The following is a 19,346-nucleotide window of genomic DNA, read 5'->3' on the forward strand; positions in this document are numbered from 1 at the left end:
TGGCCGGGGCTAGGCTCGGCCCCATGACTGACCATGCGCACGACCTGGCAGCACTCCGTGAAGCGACCGATCGACTGCTCAGCGCCACCGAGAAACTGGACGACGCGGCCCTGGCCGAAGCGTCACGACTGCCGGGCTGGAGCCGCGGTCATGTCGTCGCGCACCTCTCTCTTAACGCCGACGCGCTCGTAAATGTTCTCCAGGGCCGGCCGATGTACGCAGACAGCGAAACCCGCGACCGCGACATCGAGCGGGACGCCCCCCGTCCACAGGCGGAGCAGCTGGCCGACCTGACGGCGAGCGCGGCCCGCTTCGTGGCGGCGGCGGCCGAGCCCGCGGACTGGTCGCGCACGGTGACCCTGCGCAACGGTGTGACGGACTCGGCCTCCCAGATCCCCTTCCGGCGCCGCGCCGAGGTCGAGCTGCACCACGTCGACCTGAACGCCGGCTACGAGCTGGAGGACCTGCCTGACGAGTTCACCGCGCGGGAGATCGACTTCCTGGCCGAGCGGTTCACCGGGCACCCGGATGTCGTGTCGACGGGGCTGGCCGACGACACCGGGCGCGCGTGGACGACCGGCGGCGGCGCGGAGGGCGGCGCGGTCTCCGTACGCGGCAACGCCTCCGAGCTGCTGGGCTGGCTCAGCGGGCGGCGCGACGGATCGGCGCTGACGGTGGAAGGCGGAGCCCTTCCGGCGCTGCCCCCGCTCTAGGCCGCCCCCGCTATAGGCTGAGAGACATGACGTACAGCGGAGCGGTCAGGGTCGGCGGGCCTGCGGATGTGCACGAACTGACGGATCTGATGATCTCCAAGGTCGCCGTCGGCCCGATGGACAACAACGCCTATCTGCTGCGCTGCCGGACCACCGGCGAGCAGCTCCTGATCGACGCGGCCAACGACGCCGGGACTCTGCTGCGACTCATCGGTGACGACTCGATCATCGCGGTCGTCACCACCCACCGGCACCGCGACCACTGGCAGGCACTGGCCGAGGTGGTCGCGGCGACCGGGGCACGCACCTGTGCCGGGCGGTTCGACGCCGAGGGCATCGAGGTGCCGACGGAGGTGCTCGTCGAGGACGGCGACACGATCCGGGTCGGTCAGGTGGCGCTCACCGCCCGCCACCTGACCGGCCACACCCCGGGCTCGATCGCCCTCCTGTACGACGACCCGCACGGGGCGCCGCACCTGTTCACCGGGGACTGCCTCTTCCCCGGCGGAGTCGGTAACACGCACAAGGACCCCGAGGCGTTCGCGAGCCTGCTGCACGACGTGGAGACCAAGCTCTTCGCCCCGCTGCCGGACGAGACCTGGGTCTACCCGGGCCACGGGCGCGACACCACGCTGGGCGACGAGCGGCCCCACCTGCCCGAGTGGCGCGCCCGGGGCTGGTGAACCAACGCCCCCCTAGGAAGCGTGGCTCTTCTCGGCCCGCTCCTCGGCCTCGGCCTGTTTCCTGTTGGCGATCAGACTGGTGACCGTGGTGATCACCAGCACCCCGCAGATGACGCCGAGCGAGACCGGGATGGAGATCTCGGGGACGTGCACCCCGGACTCGTGCAGGGCGTGCAGCACGAGCTTGACGCCGATGAAGCCGAGGATCACCGACAGCCCGTAGCTGAGGTGGACCAGCTTCTTGAGCAGTCCGCCGATCAGGAAGTACAGCTGGCGCAGCCCCATCAGGGCGAAGGCGTTGGCGGTGAAGACGATGTACGGGTCCTGGGTCAGGCCGAAGATCGCGGGGATGGAGTCCAGCGCGAACAGCACGTCGGTGGTGCCGATGGCGAGCATGACGACCATCAACGGGGTCAGGACCCGCTTGCCGTTGTTGCGGATGAACAGCTTGGTGCCGTGGTACCGGTCGGCGACGCCGAAGCGGCGCTCGATGTTCTTGAGGAGACGGTTCTCCTCGAACTCCTCTTCCTCCTCGTCACCCCGCGCCTCCTGGATGAGCTTCCAGGCGGTGTAGATCAGGAACGCGCCGAAGATGTAGAAGACCCACGAGAAGTTGGCGATGACCGCGGCACCGGCGGCGATGAAGCCCGCCCGCAGCACCAGCGCGATCAGCACGCCGACGAGCAGCACCCGCTGCTGGAGGTGGGAGGGCACCGAGAACTTCGCCATGATCAGCACGAAGACGAAGAGGTTGTCGACGCTCAGCGACTTCTCGGTGATGAAGCCCGCGAAGAACTCGCCCGATGCCTGGCTCTCGCCGAAGACGAGCAGGCCGAGGCCGAAGAGGACGGCCAGCGCGACCCAGACGATCGTCCAGATCCCGGCTTCCTTGGTCGACACGTCATGGGGCTTGCGCCCGATGAAGAAGTCGACGGCGATGAGGGCGCAGAGACCGATGATGGTCAGCGCCCAGAGGGTCCATGAAACGTCCACTGCGCCTCCGGCAGTTCGCTACGTGCTACTGATCAGCGTCGTCGCTGCCGGAGGTCTCTTCCACCCGGGCGCACGGGACGCGCGTCCGGGCCGGCGCCCCGGGACCGGTCACGGTCCGTACTGACGGGAACGCCGCGTATGGGAGTACTCCCCTCCGCCCGATGAACGGTACAGGAAACCCCAAGAAAAGGTAAAGAGAAGGCTAAAGAATCTCCAAAAGCCCAGGTGGGTGAGGTGCGAAGGGCGCGCGGGCACGCATCCCGAGGTGTGGGCTCAGCGGTGTCCGGTGCGGCGGGCGTTCGCCACCCGGGCCAGCACCTGGTCCAGAACCGCGCTGCCCGGCGGCGTCCGCAGCGGTTCGTACGTCCACGCGTGACCGACCCAGGGGTCGGCCAGATGGTCGTCGGCGACCGGGGTGACGCGCAGCAGCGAACGCCACAGGGGGTCGAGGACCGGCCCGTACCCGGAGGCCTCCTCCCGGTCGGCGACCATCATGAGGTGGACGCCGACGGAGGGCCCCTCGTCGGCGAGGTAGCGCAGCTGGGTGACCGCGCGGTCGTCGAAACCGTGCGGGAAGTCGTTGACGATCAGCAGCTGCTCGGCCGGGTCCAGATCCGGCGGCAGCGAGTCGGCGGCACCGGCCCGGATCGCCATCTGCACCAGGTCGACGCGCCGGGTCAGGTGGGCGAGGACCGAGGAGACCCCCTGGGCCCCGGAAGCGGGCGGAGCCGGGAGAACCCCGGAGCGGACCAGCGGGGCGAGCGCCCCGGCGGCCGAACCGGCCGGGTCGATCACATGGACCGAGAACTCGTTCGGCGGGTAGACGGCCAGCAGCCGGGCGGCGTGCAGCACCGCGCTCTCCATCGCGAGCCGGCGCAGGTGCTCCGGGTCGGCCTGCGCATCGGCCCCGGACGCCGTACGCCCGCTGTCGATCCACATGCCCCGCTCCAGCGGCAGCCGGACGAGCAGCGGGATGCGCAGCCCGGTGCTCTCCGGCAGGCGGAGGTCCCCGATCCGCAGGGCCATGGGTATCTCCATCGGCACGCGGTAGCCGTGCCAGACGGGGTTGTCCCAGCCCGCGTAGGCGGCGGGGAGCGCGGGCTCCACGACGGCGGACTCGGCGGCGAGCTGGGCCAGGTCGCGGTCCAGCGACTCGCGGGCCCGGCCGGTCAGCTCGTCGCGCTTGGCGCGGGCCGCCTCGCGGGCCCGGTCCCCCGCACCGCCGATGCGGCTGCGCGGGTCGGACAGGGTCCGCTCCAGCTCCTGGTCCATCCGGGACTCGGCGAAGTCGACGGCGCTGCGGTACGCGGCGACGGTCCGGGCCATGTCCTCGAACATGCCCCACACCTGGTTGTAGAGGCGCTCGTCCATGGACCAGCCGGTCGCGTCCCCGGCGACGGGCTGGGCGGGCCGCCCCGGCTCGGCGGGCGGCGCGGCCGGAGGGGGCGGCGGGGGCGCGGTGGACTGGCGGCGCGGGTGCGCGTAGTCGACGGGCCCGCCCTGGGGCGCCGGGGCCGCCGGCTGGGCCAGGGGCTCGGGCTGCGGGGCCGGCGAGGGCGCGCCCGGCGGCGGGACGGAGGGCTGCCCGTTACCCGGGGCGGTGGGCTGCCCGTTGCCCGGGGCGGGGGCCGGCGCGGGGGCCTGGGCCGGGGTGTGTCTGACGCGGTCGCCCTCCGGGGTGCGGGGCGGGGGCGGGGCCACGGAGCGGGCCAGTCCTCGGGCGACCGCCTCCTGGATCGATCCGGCCAGTTCGGCGGCCCGGTCCACACCCTGGTCGGTGAGCATCGCGGCGAGACCGCCCGCGTAGCCCTGGCCGACCGCCCGGACCTTCCAGCCGCCCTGGCGCCGGTACAGCTCCAGCGCGGCGACCGCGGACTCGCTGTCGAGCCCGGTCAGGGTGAACGTGGCGATCTCGTCGCCTTCGAGGCCGGTGACCGCGACGAAGGGCGCGGCGACGGCCCCGAACCGGGTCGGGCCGCCCACGCCCAGCGGCAGGGCCAGCAGCACCGTGACCCGGTGGACCCCGCCGGGCAGGGCGTCGAGGTCGACGGCGAGCCGGTGGTCGGCGGCGGCCTGCCGGGAGACTTCGAGGCCGTGCAGCTGCGGCGATCCCGGGTGGGCGACCCACTCCACGCCGTGCACCCTGCCGTGCTCGTCGCCGAGCGTGGCACCGGCCACGACGGGCGCCCCGGCCGATATCCGGATCTCCAGACGGGTCTGGGGCAAGGTGTGGTTCTGCCCCCGGACCAGCTCGGCCGTCATTGCCCTGTCCCCTCGACGAGTTTCTGCTGCGTGGTGCGGGTCTGTGCCGGATGCGCGCGCCCGGTGGCACGCGGGGTGCTGTGATGCGGTGCAGCTCCCGGCGGCCGATGCCTCCGGGAGCTGCGCGTACCGCGAGCGGACCTGTCGGTCCGGTGCCGTCTACAGGTGCGGCAGGATCGCCGGCATGAGGTCCTGGAACGTGCGGCCGTTGGCCGGGTTGCCGATGGCGGTCATCTTCCAGGCGTTCCCCGAGCGGTGCACCTTCGCCATGATCTGCGCCGTGTACTGCCCGCCGCCGTCCAGCGTGTAGCGGGCGAGCTCCTGGCCGTTGGTCTCGTCCACGATGCGGCAGAACGCGTTCTGCACCTCCTGGAACGTCTGGCCGGTGAAGGAGTTCACCGTGAAGACGATCTGGTCGATGTGGACCGGGACCCGCTGGAGGTCCACGAGGATCGCCTCGTCGTCGCCGCCGGAGCCGGCGCCGCCCACCAGGTTGTCCCCGGTGTGCTTGACCGATCCGTCGTCGCTGGTGAGGTGCCGGAAGAAGACGACGTCGACCGGCTGCTTGTCGGCGAACAGGACCGCCGAGGCGTCCAGGTCGATCTCCCGGGTGCGCGAACCGAACAGACCGCGGCGCGGTGCCGCCTGCCAGCCGAGCCCCATCCGTACCGCGGTCAGGGTCCCCCCGTCGCTCTTCTGCAGGCTGATGGCCTGACCCTTGGTCATATTGACCGTCACGCGCTGTCCCCTCTCCGCTGTCCCCGCAACCGTCCTTGTGCGGTTTCCCCGCACCCTACGCAGTGGTGTCACCCGCGCCGAGGGCCCGGGGTGTTTTGTGTCGGTCCTGCAACACACCGGCCGGCACGTCAGGCCAGACCGGCCTCACGCATCTGGCGCAGCTCCTTCTTCAACTCCCCCACCTCGTCGCGCAGTCGGGCGGCGACCTCGAACTGGAGGTCGGCCGCGGCGGCGCGCATCCGGTCGGTCATCTCCTCGATGATCCCGGCGAGCTCGGTCGCCGGGCGGTCGGTGACCGCCGCCGCGTCCCGGCCGGCCTTCCCCTTCCCGCCCTTCGCCGCCTTCCCGTCGCCCGGGACGGCGTGCTTCCCGAGCGTGGGCACGGGCGCCTTGCCCTCCTTGGCCTGGCGGTAGCCGGTGCCGAGCAGCTGCTCGGTGTCGACCTCCTCGCGCGCGATCGTGGCGACGATGTCGTTGATCTTCTTGCGCAGCGGCTGCGGGTCGATTCCGCGCTCGGTGTTGTAGGCGATCTGCTTCTCGCGGCGGCGGTTGGTCTCGTCGATGGCCTGCGCCATCGCCGGGGTGACCTTGTCCGCGTACATATGGACCTGGCCCGAGACGTTGCGCGCCGCGCGGCCGATGGTCTGGATCAGGGAGGTGCCGGAGCGCAGGAAGCCCTGCTTGTCGGCGTCGAGGATGGCCACGAGGGACACCTCGGGCAGGTCGAGGCCCTCACGCAGGAGGTTGATGCCGACCAGGACGTCGTACTCGCCGGAGCGCAGCTCCCGCAGCAGCTCGATGCGGCGCAGCGTGTCGACGTCGCTGTGGAGGTAGCGGACCTGGATGCCGAGCTCCAGGAAGTAGTCGGTCAGGTCCTCGGCCATCTTCTTGGTGAGGGTGGTGACCAGGACCCTCTCGTCCTTCTCGGCGCGCTCGCGGATCTCGTGCACCAGGTCGTCGATCTGGCCCTCGGTGGGCTTGACGACGACCTCCGGGTCGATGAGGCCGGTGGGGCGGATGATCTGCTCCACGAAGCCGTCGCCCCGGGACAGCTCGTAGTTTCCGGGGGTCGCGGAGAGGTAGACCGTCTGGTTGATCCGTTCGAGGAACTCCTCCCACTTCAGCGGGCGGTTGTCCAGGGCGGACGGCAGCCGGAAGCCGTGGTCGACCAGGGTCCGCTTGCGGGAGGCGTCGCCCTCGTACATGGCGCCGATCTGCGGCACGGTGACGTGGGACTCGTCCAGGACCAGGAGGAAGTCCTCCGGGAAGTAGTCAAGGAGGGTGTTGGGGGCGGTGCCGGGGGAACGGTCGTCGAAGTGCATCGAGTAGTTCTCGACGCCGGAGCAGGTGCCGATCTGGCGGAGCATCTCGATGTCGTACGTCGTGCGCATGCGCAGCCGCTGGGCCTCCAGCATCTTGCCCTGCTTCTCCAGCTCGGCCAGGCGCTGCTCCAGCTCCTGCTCGATGCCGGTGACGGCCTTCTCCATGCGCTCGGGCCCCGCCACGTAGTGGCTGGCGGGGAAGACGTGGAGGGACTGGTCCTCGCTGATGACCTCGCCGGTGAGCGGATGCAGGGTGGACAGGGCCTCGATCTCGTCGCCGAACATCTCGATGCGGACGGCGAGCTCCTCGTAGACCGGGAAGATCTCGATGGTGTCGCCGCGCACCCGGAAGGTGCCGCGGGTGAAGGCCAGGTCGTTCCTCGTGTACTGGATCTCCACGAAGCGGCGCAGCAGCTGCTCGCGGTCGATCTCCTGGCCCACCTTGAGCTGGACCATCCGGTCGACGTACTCCTGCGGCGTACCCAGGCCGTAGATGCAGGAGACGGAGGCGACCACGACGACGTCGCGCCGGGTGAGCAGCGAGTTGGTCGCGGAGTGGCGCAGCCGCTCGACCTCCTCGTTGATCGAGGAGTCCTTCTCGATGTAGGTGTCCGACTGCGGGACGTACGCCTCGGGCTGGTAGTAGTCGTAGTACGAGACGAAGTACTCGACGGCGTTGTTGGGCAGGAGCTCGCGGAATTCGTTGGCGAGCTGGGCGGCGAGGGTCTTGTTCGGCGCCATGACCAGGGTGGGGCGCTGCAGCTTCTCGATCATCCAGGCGGTGGTGGCGGACTTGCCGGTGCCGGTCGCGCCGAGGAGCACGACGTCCTTCTCACCCGCCCGGACGCGCTTCTCCAGCTCGGCGATGGCCGTGGGCTGGTCGCCGCTGGGCTGGTAGGGACTGATGACCTCGAAAGGCGCCACCGTACGTTCGATCTTCGAGACTGGCCGCATGAATCCACCGTACGACCCCCCACTGACAACGGGGTCGGTCAGCGGTCGCGCAGGGCCCCGTTCACGAGTCCCCTCACCAGTCCCCGGGCTGTACGGCGTCGCGCGGACGGGAGTGGAAGGACGCCGGGTCGGCGTGCGTACCGAAGCGCGGGACCTGGCGCTGGGCCGGGATTCCGCGGGCCGGGCGGTGCGTGGTGGCGGGGCCGTCCCAGTCCGGCGTGCCCATGACGACCAGCGGGTCGAACATGACCACGACCCCGGCCAGCAGCAGGAAGCAGGCGGGTCCGAGCAGCATGGGCACCAGCAGCGACGTGGCGCTGTCCCCCGGGGCGTGCCCCGTGCCGGTGGCGGACGTGTGCAGGTGGACCCGGAGGGCGGCCATGCCCGTGTAGTGCATGCCGCTCACCGCGACGGCCATCACGACGCTCGCGCCGAGGCTGGGCAGGAAGCCGTGGATGGAGACCGCGGTCCACAGCGCGGCGGTCGAGGCCACCACGGCGATCACGACGGAGAGGGCCACGGTCACCGTGTCGTACTCGAACTGCCCATCAAGCCGCATTCCGGCCATGCCGAGATAATGCATGGAGGCCACACCGAGCCCGGTGACCGTGCCTCCCGTCACCAGGGCCATACGGGTGGCGCCCCGGTACCCGACCAGGAAGATCCCGACGCCGACCATGACGATCGCGACGGCAAGGCTGGCGAAGGTGATCGTTCTGTCGTATCCGACCGGCACCTCGTCGACGGAGAAGCCCACCATCGCGATGAAGTGCATGGTCCAGATGCCCGAACCTATGGAGGTCGCCCCGAGAGCCAGCCACCCGGCCTTGAAGGAACGCTCGGTACGCAGCGACCGCGTGGTGCAGCGCAGGCCCAGTGCCGCGCCGAGGCACGCCATGAGGAACGCCGCCGCCGGGGTCACCGCCCCATAGCTGAAGCCGTCGATTGTGCCCTGCATCCTTGTACGCCCTTCGCAGCAGCAAGCCCGGGTCCGGACGACCCTAAGGCGCAAGGCCCGGCAAACAAACAGAGGAACTGCATTTTATCGGCGGGGCCACCGGCGCATGAGGCGGTACCCCGGGGCGTTCACACGGTGGCCATCCTTCGCCTGTTCCCCGTTCGGGGGCGCCTGGGACGCTCGGGCCGTCCGCAACTCTGACGCTAGGAGTCCACGTGTACGCAGGCACCGCTACCGCCTCCGTCGCCGCTGCCGCCCTGATGGGCGCCGGCACGTTGCTGATGCCGGGCACCGGCACGCCGGTCACGGACACCCCCGCGGCCCGGCGGCCCGCGCCCCAGCTCGCCCCGGTCCGTCATGCCACCGACGCCACGGCCCGGGGCCCGCGCGTCTTCGCGCACCGAGGGGCCTCCGCGTACGCCCCCGAGAACACCCTCGCCGCCGTGGACAGGGCCGACGCGCTCGGCTTCGACTGGGTGGAGAACGACGTCCAGCTCACCAAGGACGGGGTGCTGGTCGTCATCCACGACACGGACCTCAAGCGGACGACGAACGCCGAGGAGGTGTTCCCGGACCGGGCGCCCTGGGCGGTCAAGGACTTCACGGCCGCCGAGATCTCCCGGCTGGACGCGGGCAGCTGGTTCGGTGCGAAGTACACCGGTACCCGGGTGCCCACCCTCCACCAGTACCTGAAGCGGATCACCCGCAACCGGCAGAACCTCCTGCTGGAGATCAAGAGCCCCGAGATCTACCCGGGGATCGAGCGGGCCACCCTCCAGGTGCTGAACCAGGAGGGCTGGCTGGACCGCAGCCACGTCAGGGACCGCCTCGTGATCCAGAGCTTCGGGGCCGACAGCGTGCGCACGGTGCACGCACTGCGCCCGGACGTGATCACGGGCTTCCTCGGCACCCCGGCCGTCGCGGAGCTGCCCTCGTACGCCGCGTTCACCGACCAGATCAACCCGTCCTACACCACCCTGTCGGGCGACTACGTGGCGGCGGTGCACGCGCTGAAGGGGCCGCACGACAAGAAGCTCCAGGTGAACACGTGGACGGTCAATGACGCGACGCACGCGCTCCAGGTGAACGGCATGGGCGTGGACGGCATCATCAGCAACACCCCCGACGTGGTGCGCGCGGCGACCCGCCCGGGTTCCTGACCTCCCGGGACCGGCCGCCGCCGTCCGTTGTCAGTGGCCGGTCGTACGGTGGTTCCCATGAACAGCAACGGGGTCGTCACGTGGGCCGGGGCGGCCCTTCGCCGTCCGCCCCGGGCCCGCGTGCCACCAGTACCGGCTGGAAGAAGCCCGACTCCTCCGGCTCGTGCCAGGCGGGCTCCGTCAACCCGGCCCGCCGTGCGAACGCGGTGAGCTGTGCCTGCGACAGCGCCCAGTACGAGGTGCGGCGCGTACGCACCTCGTACGCGGCGTCCCCGGCCTCCCCCGCACCGCCGGGCAGCAGCTGGAAGTGCTCCAGGTCGTAGCGCTCGCCGTCCGGCCTCCAGTGCCAGAGCTGGAAGGTGACGACCCGGCCGCCGGTGTCCTGCCTGACCTGCGGCGGTGTGGACGCGGGCCGTTCGCGGCGCAGCCGGTCGTACGGCCGGGTGGACAGCAGCAGCACGCCGCCGGGCCGCAGCACCCTGCGCATCTCGCCGAGCGCGGCCTCCACCGCCTCCGGTGTGAGCAGGTGCGGCAGCGAGTTGTCCGCGCACACGACGACGTCGAACAAGCCGTCACCGAACGGCAGCCGCGTCATGTCGGCGGCCAGGGTGCGCAGGCCCAGCCCGCGCGCGGCCGCCTCCCTCGCGGCGCGGCCCGCGGCCACGGGGCTCAGGTCGCTGCCCGTGACCCGGTGTCCGCGCGCGGCGAGGCCCAGCGCCTGGGTTCCGATGCCGCAGGCGCAGTCCAGCACGTCGTGGGCGACGCCCTCGCCGCTCCCGAGGGCCGCGTCGATCAGGGTGGAGAGCGCGGTCGCCTGGCGGTCGATGCTCGCCTGCCAGTCGGCGTACATGAGGTCGTAGCCGGCGGCCAGGCCGTCGTAGAAGTGACGCACGGTGGCGAGGGCGGGAGTCGTCGCGTGCCGCATGCGCTGACCCTAACGCGCTTGGGTGCACGGGGTGGTGGGACTTTTCGCGCCATCGCCCCGTCCGCGCGCGGGCGCACGCCGTCACCGCACGTTTGAGCCCCGCCCGCCCGCGACAGGGATGTGGACATGTCACTAACTGCGCGCTCCGACGCCGGCCCGTACGCCCCCGCGCTCTCCGCCGAGGTGCGGGACGCCCTCGCCGCACACCGGCCCGTCGTCGCCCTGGAATCGACGATCATCGCCCACGGTCTGCCCCGCCCCCGTAATCTGCGGGTCGCCGAGGAGCTGGAGGGGCTCGTGCGGTCGGCCGGGGCCGTCCCCGCCACCATCGCCGTGCTGGACGGCCGGGCCAGGGTCGGCCTGGACAAGGCCGAGCTGGAGCGGGTGGCCGAGGACCCGGCGATGCGCAAGCTGGGCCACCGCGACCTCGCCCCGGCCCTGGCGGCGGGCGCGAGCGGGGCGACGACGGTGTCCGCGACCGCCTTCCTCGCCGCCCGGACGGGGCTGCGGATCTTCGCGACCGGCGGGCTCGGCGGGGTGCACCGGGGCTGGACGGAGACCCAGGACGAGTCGGCGGACCTGCGGCTGCTGGCGCGGACCGGAATGACCGTGGTCTGCGCGGGCGTGAAGTCGATCCTGGACGTGCCGGCCACGCTGCAACGCCTGGAGACGCTGGGGGTCGGGGTGCTGGGCTACGGCACCGACCGGTTCCCCGGCTTCTACCTGAGCAGTTCGGGCGAGCCGGTCGACTGGACGGTGGAATCGCCGGAGGAGGTCGCCGAGGTGATGCGGGCCCAGGACGCGCTCGGCGGCCCGGACGCGGCGCTGATCGTGGCCAACCCCGTACCGCGTGCGCGGCAGCTGGACCCCGCCCTGCACGACCGGGTGCTCGCCGAGGCGCTGGCGGCGTGCCGGGAGCGGGGGGTCGTGGGGCAGGCCGTCACGCCGTTCCTGCTCGACCATCTGACGCGGCACACGAAGGGCGCGTCCCTGGAGGCCAACCTCGCGGCCGTCCGCGGCAATGTGACGCTCGCCGCCCGCATCGCCACCGCCTGGACGGCCCGGTGACCGGCGCCCTGCTCGTCGTCGGGGACGTGGTCACCGATGTGGTGGCCCGGCACGGTTCGGCGCTGGTCCACGGCACGGACACGATGGCCGCGATCCGGACGCGGGCGGGCGGCGCGGGGGCCAACGTGGCGTGCTGGGCGGTGCGGGCCGGCTGCCGTGACGTACGGCTGCTGGCCCGGGTCGGCGCCGACTCGGCCGGCTGGCACCGGGAGCTGCTGCGCCGGGCGGGGGTGCGCGGGCTGCTGGCGGTGGACGAGGAGGCGCCGACCGCGACCGTCGTGGCCCTGGTCGACTCCGCCGCCGAGCGCACGTTCCTCACCGACAGCGGTGCGGTGCTGCGGCTGTCCCCCGACGACTGGTCGCCCTCGCTGCTCGACGGGGTCGCCCACCTCCACCTCTCCGGCTACCTGCTGTTCGCCGCGACGAGCCGGGAGACGGCCCTGCTCGCGCTGCGGGAGGCCCGGCGGCGGAACATCCCGGTCAGCGTCGACCCCGCTTCGGCCGGCTTCCTCACCGGTCTCGGCGTCGACCGGTTCCTGGCCCTGACCGAGGAGGCGGACCTCCTGCTGCCCAACGCGGACGAGGCGCTGCTCCTGACCGGACTGCCCGAGGCCGCTGACGCGGCGGCCAAGCTGAGCATGCCCGCCCGCCAGGTCGTCGTCACACTCGGCGGGGACGGGGCGCTGCTCGCCGCCGGGGGCGTGGTGACCGGGCGCGTTCCGGCCGGTCCGGTGCGGGTGGCCGTGGACTCCACCGGGGCGGGCGACGCGTTCACCGGCGGCTTCCTCGCGGCGCGGCTGGCGGGGGCGGGCGACACGGAGGCCGCGGCGGCGGGGTGCCGGGCGGGTGCCGAGGCCGTCGGGACGGTGGGCGGGCGGCCGCCGTTGCCGGGCGAGCGGGACGTGCCGTGAAAGCACCGTGGCTGCCGTCCCGTGAACGTCCGGCCCCTCTCGCGGCGTGGCCCGTACCTCCTGCGGAGCGCGGCGGCCGGTTCACGCCAGGCCGGCCGGTTTCGCGGACACCGCCTCGCCGGTCCCCCGGTCCTCGGTGGTGCCGCCCAGGGTCATGACCCCGGGTATGCGCAGGACGGCGACCACGGTCACCGGCAGGGCGCAGGCGGCGACGACCGCGATGGCGGACGTGGAGAGCACGGCCAGCAGGAGCCCGGCCGCGGCCATGCACAGCGGCATGAGGGCCTGGGTGAGCAGCGCGTCCAGGGCGTAGACCCGGCCGAGCATGGCGTCCGGGGTCCGCTCCTGCAACGCCGCTCCCCACAGGACGGCGAACACCGAGGCCCCCGCTCCGGTGAGGGCGCTGAAGGCGACCACCAGCACGGTCGGCGCGTCCACCGCCACGGCGACGATCTGGGGCAGTTCGCACATCAGGGCGAGCATGGCGACCGCGCCGGGCTGCCTGGCGCGGATCCGGGAGGCGGTGAGGGACGCCGCGAGCGCACCGCACGCGGTGGCGCTCGTGACGAGGCCGAGGGCGGCGGGCCCGCGTCCGCCCATCACGAGCGGCAGGATCACCGCCATCGGGGCGATGACCAGGGCCGCCTGCGCCGTGCCCTGGAGCATGACGCCGAGCATCCACTTCCGGCGCCGGACATACCGCAGGCCGTCCTGGGCCTCGCGCAGTATTCCGGCCTTCTCCTCCTTCTTGTCCTCGTCCCCGCGGACGTGCGGTTCGTCCAGCCTCGCGAGCGTGGCGAGGCTGAACACGAAGGTGAGGATGTTGATCAGGAGGCCCCAGCGAGGTGACGAGGCGGCCGCGACGGCCCCGCCGACGACGGGACCGACGATCCCGGTGAATCGGCTGGTGGCCGAACGCAGGGCCGAGGTCTCCCGGCGCTTCTCCCGTCCGGCGAGCTGGGCGATGAGCGCCGTGTACGCGGGCCGGTGGATACCGGCGCCGCAGCCGAACACCACCCCGAGGACGACCAGCACCCCGATGTGCGCGTCCTGGCCCGCGAGCAGCAGGGCGACGACCCCGAGGATCCGCAGCAGGTCGGCGGCACAGATCACCAGGGACCTGCGGACCCGGTCGGCGACGGCTCCGCCGACGACGAGCGTGGCGATGCTGCCGAGCGCGGTGGCGGCCAGCAGACTGCCCAGCGCCTGCGCGGCGTCGGCCCGGGGCAGCAGGTACAGGGAGACGGTGACGGTGTAGACCCCGTCGCCGAGCATGCTGACGAGCTGACCGGACCACACGCGGCCGACCTTGGGAGTCCGCAGTACGGAGAACATCGTCACCTCTTACTGATCACCGGGCGTTTTCGTGGCTCACCGCAGCCCGGTCCAGGCGGGGTGGTGCGGGTCGTCGGCGCGCACCACCGCGTCCGCGTTCTCGCTGGGCGCCGCCTCGTCCTCGTACCGCTCGAAGGCGGGGAGGGTCCAGTGCTCGTCCTGCGCCGTACGGCGCCGCAGTGCGCCGGGGGACAGGCGCAGATGGACGGTCAGGTCGAACGGGAACCAGTGCCCGAGCAGCATCGGCCCGTGCAGGATCAGCACCCCGCCGTCCGGCAGGTGCGCGTACGGGCTGCGGGTGGCCCGGTCCGTCGCCGGGTCCCACAGGTCGGGCAGCACGCGTCCGCTGCCGCCCGGTTCCAGAGGCCCGAACACCTCACGCCACAGGGCCCCGGTGTCGAACCAGCTGCCGTAGTACGAGTCCGGGTCCCGTTTGCCGTACTCGTACCGCAGGCTGGCCGGCCGCAGGAAACCGGCGGTGGATACGGGCAGTACGGCGCGGCCCCGGAGTCGCAGGGCGTCGGCGACCGACTCCGCCAGGCCGCCGGGGCGGGCGGCCGGTGCGCCGTCCACGGCGACTTTGAGCCAGGCCGAGCCGTCGGCCGGCTCCCGCGCGTCGGCGTGCTCGGCCAGCGCGTCCGTGAGCCGTTCCCAGGTGATCGCTTCGAATCGCACGCGTCCATCATGTCCCCCGGCCGGCGGCCCGGGACCGGGGGAGGCACTCGGTGCGAAAACCCGCGGTCACGGCCCGCTCGGCCGATTACGGTCGTACTCATGGATCTCGCATTCGCCCGTAAGTTCGCCGCCGAGTGGCAGGACGACTGGAACTCCCACGACCTGGAACGCGTCCTGACGCACTATCACGAGGACGTGACGTTCAGCTCCCCGATGATCGCCCGGTTCACCGGGGACGCCTCGGGAACCGTACGCGGCAAGGACGCGCTGCGGGCGTACTGGGCGCGCGGCCTCGAACTCATCCCCGACCTGGAGTTCGAGGTGATGGACGTCCGGGCGGGCGTCGACACGCTGGTCATCGACTACCGCAACCAGATCGGCGGCCGGGTCTACGAGGTGCTGACCTTCCGCGACGGCCTGGTGAGCGCCGGTCTCGGCGCGTACGGGGAGACACTCGCCCGCTGACATCCGGCGCCCGGCGGCGCGGTGGCCGGCGACGCGGTGGCACGCGGGCGGGTGCCGCCGCGCGTCACTTGCCCGGTCCGCAGTCCACCGCGTCGGCGTCGTCGGAGAGTTCGCTGCCCTCGGGCAGCAGATAGGTCACCCAGAGCACGACGGGCTCGCTGCCCAGATTGCGCCCGATGTGGCGGTGCTTCTTGCCGGACGGCTCGATGAACGAGGTCCCCGCCGGTGACACCTCGACCGAGCAGTCGTCCAGCGTGCGGGTGAGCGTCCCGGCCTTGACGACGGCGATCAGCTGACCGCGGTGGGTGTGCCAGCCGGTGGAGCCGCCCGGTTCGATGGTGATCCTGCGGAAGGTGACATCGGTGCGCCCCTTGGGCGTCTTCACCTTCAGCTTGCCCGCCGAGGTGCCCTCGGCCACGACGGTGGCGCTCACCCCGCTGCCGGGGGTGGCGCCGGCCGCCGTCGGTACGAAGGCGAGCGCGGCCACGCATCCCGCGATGACGAGCGACTTTCCCAGCCGCCCCTGTCGTCCCGGTAGCCCCTGCTGCTCCTGGTATCTGCCGATCCTCACGGGCATCCCCTCTCCACAGGTGTCACGGACATCCCAAATGCCCCGACGCTACCCGGATGCAGGCCGCAGGAACCCCGTCACCGCCATCGGCCCGCTCCGCCCCGTGCTCCCGCCGGTCACTCGCCGCGCAGCTCCGCGGCCAGCGCGCCGTCGCCCGACACCTCGATCCGGCCGTCCTTGACCGCCTCGGCGAACGTCGGCTCGCCGCGCCCCAGCGCGAGGCACAGCTCCGCGTCGAGGGCGATGCGCGCGTCGGCGCGGGCGGCGGGCCCGTCCCCGTACACCGGGCCCCCGGCGGCCGTCACTCCCGTACGCACATGGAACTCGCCCTCGTCCAGGTGGACGTCGAGCACGCCCGTGGCGATCGGGCCGCCCGGTCCCTCCAGCGCGCGCAGCAGCGGGAGCGCGAACCAGTGTGCCCGGACCGCGTCCGTCGGCCGGCGCTCGGCCAGTGCCGGGGCGCCCCACTCGGCGAGGGCGGCGAGGACCGGCAGCAGTCCGTGGCCGCGCGCGGTGAGTTCGTACACCGAGGCGGCGGCCGGCGGCGGCAGCTTGCGGCGGGTGACGAGGCCGCCCTGCTCCATGTCCTTGAGCCGGGAGGCCAGGACGTCCGTGCTGACGCCGGGCAGGTCGGCGTGCAGATCGGTGTAGCGGCGGGGACCGGCCAGCAGTTCACGGACGATCAGCAGGGTCCACCGGTCGCCGACCGCGTCCAGCGCGCGGGCACTGGCGCAGAACTGGTCGTAACTCCGGCGGCGGACCGGGCGGGTTGCGGGCTGTTGCTGACGTGGCATGCGACGCAGTCTAGACATGTTGTTGGACTTTCCAAGCCCGAGCTTGGTAAAACCAAGTATCGCAATCGGGTCGGGAGGCACCGCATGGAATTCCGCCAGTCCAGCAAGCTCAACGAGGTCTGTTACGAGATCCGGGGCCCGGTCATCGAGCACGCCAACGCCCTGGAGGAGGCGGGCCACAGCGTGCTCCGGCTCAACACGGGCAACCCGGCGCTGTTCGGCTTCGAGGCGCCGGAGGAGATCGTCCAGGACATGATCCGGATGCTCCCGCAGGCCCACGGCTACACCGACTCACGGGGCATCCTGTCCGCCCGCCGCGCCGTGGCCCAGCGCTACCAGGCGATGGGCCTGACGGAGATCGGCGTGGACGACGTCTTCCTCGGCAACGGCGTCTCCGAGCTGATCTCGATGGCCGTGCAGGGGCTGCTGGAGGACGGCGACGAGGTCCTGATCCCGTCCCCCGACTATCCGCTGTGGACCGCGGTGACGACACTGGCCGGCGGGAAGGCCGTGCACTACACGTGCGACGAGGCCTCGGACTGGAACCCCGATGTCGCCGACATGGCGTCGAAGATCACCGACCGCACCCGGGCCGTCGTGATCATCAACCCCAACAACCCGACCGGCGCCGTCTATCCGCGCGAGGTCCTGGAGGACATCCTCGACCTGGCCCGCAGGCACGGCCTGATGGTGTTCGCGGACGAGATCTACGACCAGATCCTGTACGACGACGCCGAGCACCACAGCGTGGCGGTGCTCGCCCCCGACCTGGTCTGCCTCACCTTCAGCGGGCTCTCGAAGACGTACCGGGTGGCCGGGTTCCGCTCGGGCTGGATGGTGGTCTCGGGACCGAAGCAGCACGCCCGCAGCTATCTGGAGGGGCTGACCATGCTCGCCTCCATGCGGCTGTGCCCCAACGCCCCCGCCCAGTACGCGATTCAGGCCGCGCTCGGCGGCCGGCAGTCGATCCGGGAGCTGGTGGTGCCCGGGGGCAGACTGTACGAGCAGCGCAACCGCGCCTGGCAGAAGCTGAACGAGATTCCCGGCGTCTCCTGCGTGAAGCCCAAGGGCGCGCTGTACGCCTTCCCGCGCATCGACCCGAAGGTGCACCCGATCGTGGACGACGAGAAGTTCGTCCTGGACCTGCTGCTGCGCGAGAAGATCCAGGTGGTCCAGGGCACCGGCTTCAACTGGCCGCGCCCCGACCACTTCCGCATCCTGACCCTGCCCTACGTCGACGACCTGGACGCGGCGATCAGCCGCATCGGCCGGTTCCTTGCCGGGTACCGGCAGCGGTGACGGGGCGGGCCTCCGGGCGTGTGACGGGGACGCCCCTCTCCGCATGACGGGAGCGAGCCACTCCGTGTGACGGGAGCGAGCCCGGGTGTGCCCCTGTGCGCTCCCGCCCGTTCGGGTGGTTTCCCGGTGACGCCTCCCGTCCGCCCCCGTCGGCCGGGGGGCGCTTGCGACAGTGAGCCCGGCGCGCGTCAGCGCACTCCCCCGCATCCGGAACGAAGGGCTCCGTCATGCCTCTCCTCCCCCGCCCGACCGGCAACGAGACCCGGGCCACCGCCCCCCGCGACTGCCCGGACGACCGTCGCCGCCCGCGACGGCGTGCCGCGCTCGTCGCCGCCACGACGGGCATCGCCGTCCTGGCGGCGGGCGCCCCCGTCGCCTACGCCACGCTCGGCTCGGCCGCCACGCCGGAGCCGCGGCCCGCGGTCGCGAGCGCCGTGCGGGGCAAGGACTACATCGAGACGCGGCTGCTGTTCGGCACCGAACGCCCGGACGGCGGGCCCGATGTGACTGACCGACAGTTCCTGGACTTCATCGACTCCGAGGTCACCCCGCGCTTCCCCAACGGGCTGACCATCCAGAACGGCCGCGGACAGTGGCGCGACTCCAACGGGGTGATCGAGCGGGAGCGGAGCTACGAGCTGACCCTGCTCTACCCGGCGTCCGAGGCCCGGGTCCGCGGCCCGCAGATCGAGCGCATCCGCGACGCCTACGAGAAGGCGTACGCCCAGGACTCGGTGGCACGGCTGGAGGAGCGGCTGAACGCCGACTTCTGACACCGCGCGACCCGCCGGGAGCCGCGCGCGGTACGCACGACGGCGAGCGACGCGGTACGTCCACCGGCGAGCGGCGCGGTACGTCTGACGGTTCGGCAGGCCGTCGCCGCCCCGGGTGTTCGGCTCACGCGTCCGCCGTACGCGGCCCGGCCAGGACGCGGGCCGCCGCGTGCACCCCCGCCACGGCCACCGGCAGGAACATCAGCCCGGTGGCCGCCGCGCGCCCCCCGCCCGCCCCGATCCCCGCCGCCCGCAGCCGGCGCAGCGCCCAGAGCGAGTACGGGATGACGACGGTCGGCGAGGTGGCGACGCCCGGGGTGTAGCCGCCGTACGCGGCCGACTGCGCGATGTGCGCCACCCCGTGGAGCCCGAATCCGGCCAGGACGGTACGGAAGAAGGGGCTGCGCCCGCCGGTGCGCGCCCCGTCGGCGGCGGCAGCGGCAACGATCCCGCCCATGAGGCCGATGGCCGCGTTCACCTCGCGCTGCGAGAGGTCCGTGCGCTCCCACACCCGGCCGGGCACCCACGGCAACCGCTCCTTGAGCTTCGGCCGGGCGGTGCGGAGCCAGCCCGCCATGGTGACGATCTCCTCCAGGTCGTTGGCGGCCCAGGCTGCCAGCAGTCCCCAGGTCACCGCTCCGGAAACCCCGGAGGTCCTGTCGCTCCTCATGAGCACCCCTCTGCGTGTCGTGCGCCGCCAGTCGGCCGCAGCATATAATGCAACGCAACGTTGCGTTGCATTTCTCT

Annotated in this window: 19 protein-coding genes; 8 read left to right on the forward strand and 11 right to left on the reverse strand. The window is 72.3% G+C overall.

Features of this window, described 5'->3' with window-relative positions; translation table 11 throughout:
• Positions 1–23: 23 nt before the first annotated feature.
• Together P8A18_RS06840 and P8A18_RS06845 are read left to right on the forward strand one after the other, a co-directional pair.
• Entirely contained in the window at positions 24–713 is a 690-nt protein-coding gene (locus P8A18_RS06840; RefSeq protein ID WP_306052677.1) for a maleylpyruvate isomerase family mycothiol-dependent enzyme, read from the forward strand.
• A gap of 26 nt (positions 714–739) precedes the next feature.
• Positions 740–1,396, forward strand: coding sequence for an MBL fold metallo-hydrolase (locus tag P8A18_RS06845; RefSeq protein ID WP_306052679.1), 657 nt, complete (start codon positions 740–742; stop codon positions 1,394–1,396).
• A gap of 12 nt (positions 1,397–1,408) precedes the next feature.
• On the opposite strand, the gene P8A18_RS06850 is transcribed toward P8A18_RS06845, so the two are convergent.
• The 5 genes from P8A18_RS06850 to P8A18_RS06870 all read right to left on the reverse strand — a co-directional run bounded on the left by P8A18_RS06850 (position 1,409) and on the right by P8A18_RS06870 (position 8,623).
• A complete protein-coding gene (locus P8A18_RS06850) occupies positions 1,409–2,389 on the reverse strand; it encodes a TerC family protein (protein WP_306052681.1) in 981 nt (326 codons plus the stop codon).
• 273 nt (positions 2,390–2,662) lie between these two features.
• On the reverse strand, positions 2,663–4,651 hold the full coding sequence (locus tag P8A18_RS06855) for a TerD family protein (protein ID WP_306052683.1): 1,989 nt from the start codon (positions 4,649–4,651) through the stop codon (positions 2,663–2,665).
• Positions 4,652–4,810: 159 nt separating this feature from the next.
• Positions 4,811–5,389 carry a TerD family protein gene (locus tag P8A18_RS06860; RefSeq protein ID WP_026250367.1) on the reverse strand — a complete coding sequence of 193 codons (579 nt, stop codon included), beginning with the start codon at positions 5,387–5,389 and terminating at the stop codon, positions 4,811–4,813.
• 128 nt (positions 5,390–5,517) lie between these two features.
• A complete protein-coding gene (uvrB, locus tag P8A18_RS06865) occupies positions 5,518–7,665 on the reverse strand; it encodes an excinuclease ABC subunit UvrB (protein ID WP_306052686.1) in 2,148 nt (715 codons plus the stop codon).
• 73 nt (positions 7,666–7,738) lie between these two features.
• Complete coding sequence (locus P8A18_RS06870) at positions 7,739–8,623, reverse strand: MHYT domain-containing protein (RefSeq protein WP_306052688.1); 885 nt, start codon at positions 8,621–8,623, stop codon at positions 7,739–7,741.
• A 215-nt stretch (positions 8,624–8,838) separates the two neighbouring features.
• Here P8A18_RS06870 and P8A18_RS06875 point away from each other — a divergent pair, with 215 nt between their 5' ends.
• Entirely contained in the window at positions 8,839–9,783 is a 945-nt protein-coding gene (locus P8A18_RS06875; protein WP_306052690.1) for a glycerophosphodiester phosphodiesterase, read from the forward strand.
• A gap of 76 nt (positions 9,784–9,859) precedes the next feature.
• Here the strand turns inward: P8A18_RS06875 and P8A18_RS06880 are convergent, their stop codons facing one another.
• Positions 9,860–10,708: a class I SAM-dependent methyltransferase gene (locus P8A18_RS06880; protein WP_306052692.1), complete on the reverse strand. Its 849-nt coding sequence runs from the start codon at positions 10,706–10,708 to the stop codon at positions 9,860–9,862.
• A gap of 126 nt (positions 10,709–10,834) precedes the next feature.
• On the opposite strand from P8A18_RS06880, the gene P8A18_RS06885 reads away from it, so the two are divergent.
• Positions 10,835–11,776, forward strand: coding sequence for a pseudouridine-5'-phosphate glycosidase (locus P8A18_RS06885; protein WP_306052694.1), 942 nt, complete (start codon positions 10,835–10,837; stop codon positions 11,774–11,776).
• Positions 11,773–12,687, forward strand: a complete 915-nt coding sequence (locus tag P8A18_RS06890) for a carbohydrate kinase family protein (protein WP_306052696.1) — start codon at positions 11,773–11,775, stop codon at positions 12,685–12,687. Before P8A18_RS06885 ends, P8A18_RS06890 begins: the two co-directional genes overlap by 4 nt.
• A gap of 81 nt (positions 12,688–12,768) precedes the next feature.
• Here P8A18_RS06890 and P8A18_RS06895 read toward each other — a convergent pair whose 3' ends face one another.
• Both P8A18_RS06895 and P8A18_RS06900 read right to left on the reverse strand, forming a co-directional pair.
• A complete protein-coding gene (locus tag P8A18_RS06895) occupies positions 12,769–14,022 on the reverse strand; it encodes an MFS transporter (RefSeq protein ID WP_306052698.1) in 1,254 nt (417 codons plus the stop codon).
• Positions 14,023–14,058: 36 nt separating this feature from the next.
• The gene (locus P8A18_RS06900) at positions 14,059–14,697 is read right to left on the reverse strand and encodes a nucleoside/nucleotide kinase family protein (protein WP_306052700.1); all 639 of its coding nucleotides are present in this window, start codon (positions 14,695–14,697) and stop codon (positions 14,059–14,061) included.
• Positions 14,698–14,796: 99 nt separating this feature from the next.
• Here P8A18_RS06900 and P8A18_RS06905 point away from each other — a divergent pair, with 99 nt between their 5' ends.
• A complete protein-coding gene (locus tag P8A18_RS06905; RefSeq protein ID WP_306052702.1) occupies positions 14,797–15,162 on the forward strand; it encodes a nuclear transport factor 2 family protein in 366 nt (121 codons plus the stop codon).
• Between the two features lie 64 nt (positions 15,163–15,226).
• On the opposite strand, the gene P8A18_RS06910 is transcribed toward P8A18_RS06905, so the two are convergent.
• Together P8A18_RS06910 and P8A18_RS06915 are read right to left on the reverse strand one after the other, a co-directional pair.
• Positions 15,227–15,739 carry a cupin domain-containing protein gene (locus P8A18_RS06910; protein WP_306052704.1) on the reverse strand — a complete coding sequence of 171 codons (513 nt, stop codon included), beginning with the start codon at positions 15,737–15,739 and terminating at the stop codon, positions 15,227–15,229.
• A gap of 110 nt (positions 15,740–15,849) precedes the next feature.
• Positions 15,850–16,527, reverse strand: a complete 678-nt coding sequence (locus P8A18_RS06915) for a winged helix-turn-helix transcriptional regulator (RefSeq protein ID WP_306052706.1) — start codon at positions 16,525–16,527, stop codon at positions 15,850–15,852.
• 84 nt (positions 16,528–16,611) lie between these two features.
• Between P8A18_RS06915 and P8A18_RS06920 the strand changes: the two genes are divergently transcribed.
• Positions 16,612–17,826, forward strand: a complete 1,215-nt coding sequence (locus P8A18_RS06920) for a pyridoxal phosphate-dependent aminotransferase (protein WP_306052708.1) — start codon at positions 16,612–16,614, stop codon at positions 17,824–17,826.
• Positions 17,827–18,053: 227 nt separating this feature from the next.
• On the forward strand, positions 18,054–18,599 hold the full coding sequence (locus P8A18_RS06925) for a DUF3574 domain-containing protein (RefSeq protein WP_306052710.1): 546 nt from the start codon (positions 18,054–18,056) through the stop codon (positions 18,597–18,599).
• 124 nt (positions 18,600–18,723) lie between these two features.
• Here P8A18_RS06925 and P8A18_RS06930 read toward each other — a convergent pair whose 3' ends face one another.
• Complete coding sequence (locus tag P8A18_RS06930) at positions 18,724–19,269, reverse strand: HXXEE domain-containing protein (RefSeq protein WP_306052712.1); 546 nt, start codon at positions 19,267–19,269, stop codon at positions 18,724–18,726.
• Positions 19,270–19,346: the final 77 nt, after the last annotated feature.

Origin of the sequence: Streptomyces sp. Mut1 (genome assembly GCF_030719295.1) — a bacterium.
GTDB classification, from domain to species: Bacteria; Actinomycetota; Actinomycetes; order Streptomycetales; family Streptomycetaceae; genus Streptomyces; species Streptomyces castrisilvae.

Excerpts from the sequence above, each read along its gene's own strand:
- P8A18_RS06840 (WP_306052677.1), top strand. The coding sequence starts at position 24 with ATGACTGACCATGCGCACGACCTGGCAGCACTCCGTGAAGCGACCGAT.
- P8A18_RS06845 (WP_306052679.1), top strand. The coding sequence starts at position 740 with ATGACGTACAGCGGAGCGGTCAGGGTCGGCGGGCCTGCGGATGTGCAC.
- P8A18_RS06855 (WP_306052683.1), bottom strand. The coding sequence starts at position 4,651 with ATGACGGCCGAGCTGGTCCGGGGGCAGAACCACACCTTGCCCCAGACC.
- uvrB (WP_306052686.1), bottom strand. The coding sequence starts at position 7,665 with ATGCGGCCAGTCTCGAAGATCGAACGTACGGTGGCGCCTTTCGAGGTC.
- P8A18_RS06870 (WP_306052688.1), bottom strand. The coding sequence starts at position 8,623 with ATGCAGGGCACAATCGACGGCTTCAGCTATGGGGCGGTGACCCCGGCG.
- P8A18_RS06880 (WP_306052692.1), bottom strand. The coding sequence starts at position 10,708 with ATGCGGCACGCGACGACTCCCGCCCTCGCCACCGTGCGTCACTTCTAC.
- P8A18_RS06885 (WP_306052694.1), top strand. The coding sequence starts at position 10,835 with ATGTCACTAACTGCGCGCTCCGACGCCGGCCCGTACGCCCCCGCGCTC.
- P8A18_RS06895 (WP_306052698.1), bottom strand. The coding sequence starts at position 14,022 with ATGTTCTCCGTACTGCGGACTCCCAAGGTCGGCCGCGTGTGGTCCGGT.
- P8A18_RS06905 (WP_306052702.1), top strand. The coding sequence starts at position 14,797 with ATGGATCTCGCATTCGCCCGTAAGTTCGCCGCCGAGTGGCAGGACGAC.
- P8A18_RS06910 (WP_306052704.1), bottom strand. The coding sequence starts at position 15,739 with ATGCCCGTGAGGATCGGCAGATACCAGGAGCAGCAGGGGCTACCGGGA.
- P8A18_RS06915 (WP_306052706.1), bottom strand. The coding sequence starts at position 16,527 with ATGCCACGTCAGCAACAGCCCGCAACCCGCCCGGTCCGCCGCCGGAGT.
- P8A18_RS06920 (WP_306052708.1), top strand. The coding sequence starts at position 16,612 with ATGGAATTCCGCCAGTCCAGCAAGCTCAACGAGGTCTGTTACGAGATC.
- P8A18_RS06925 (WP_306052710.1), top strand. The coding sequence starts at position 18,054 with ATGCCTCTCCTCCCCCGCCCGACCGGCAACGAGACCCGGGCCACCGCC.
- P8A18_RS06930 (WP_306052712.1), bottom strand. The coding sequence starts at position 19,269 with ATGAGGAGCGACAGGACCTCCGGGGTTTCCGGAGCGGTGACCTGGGGA.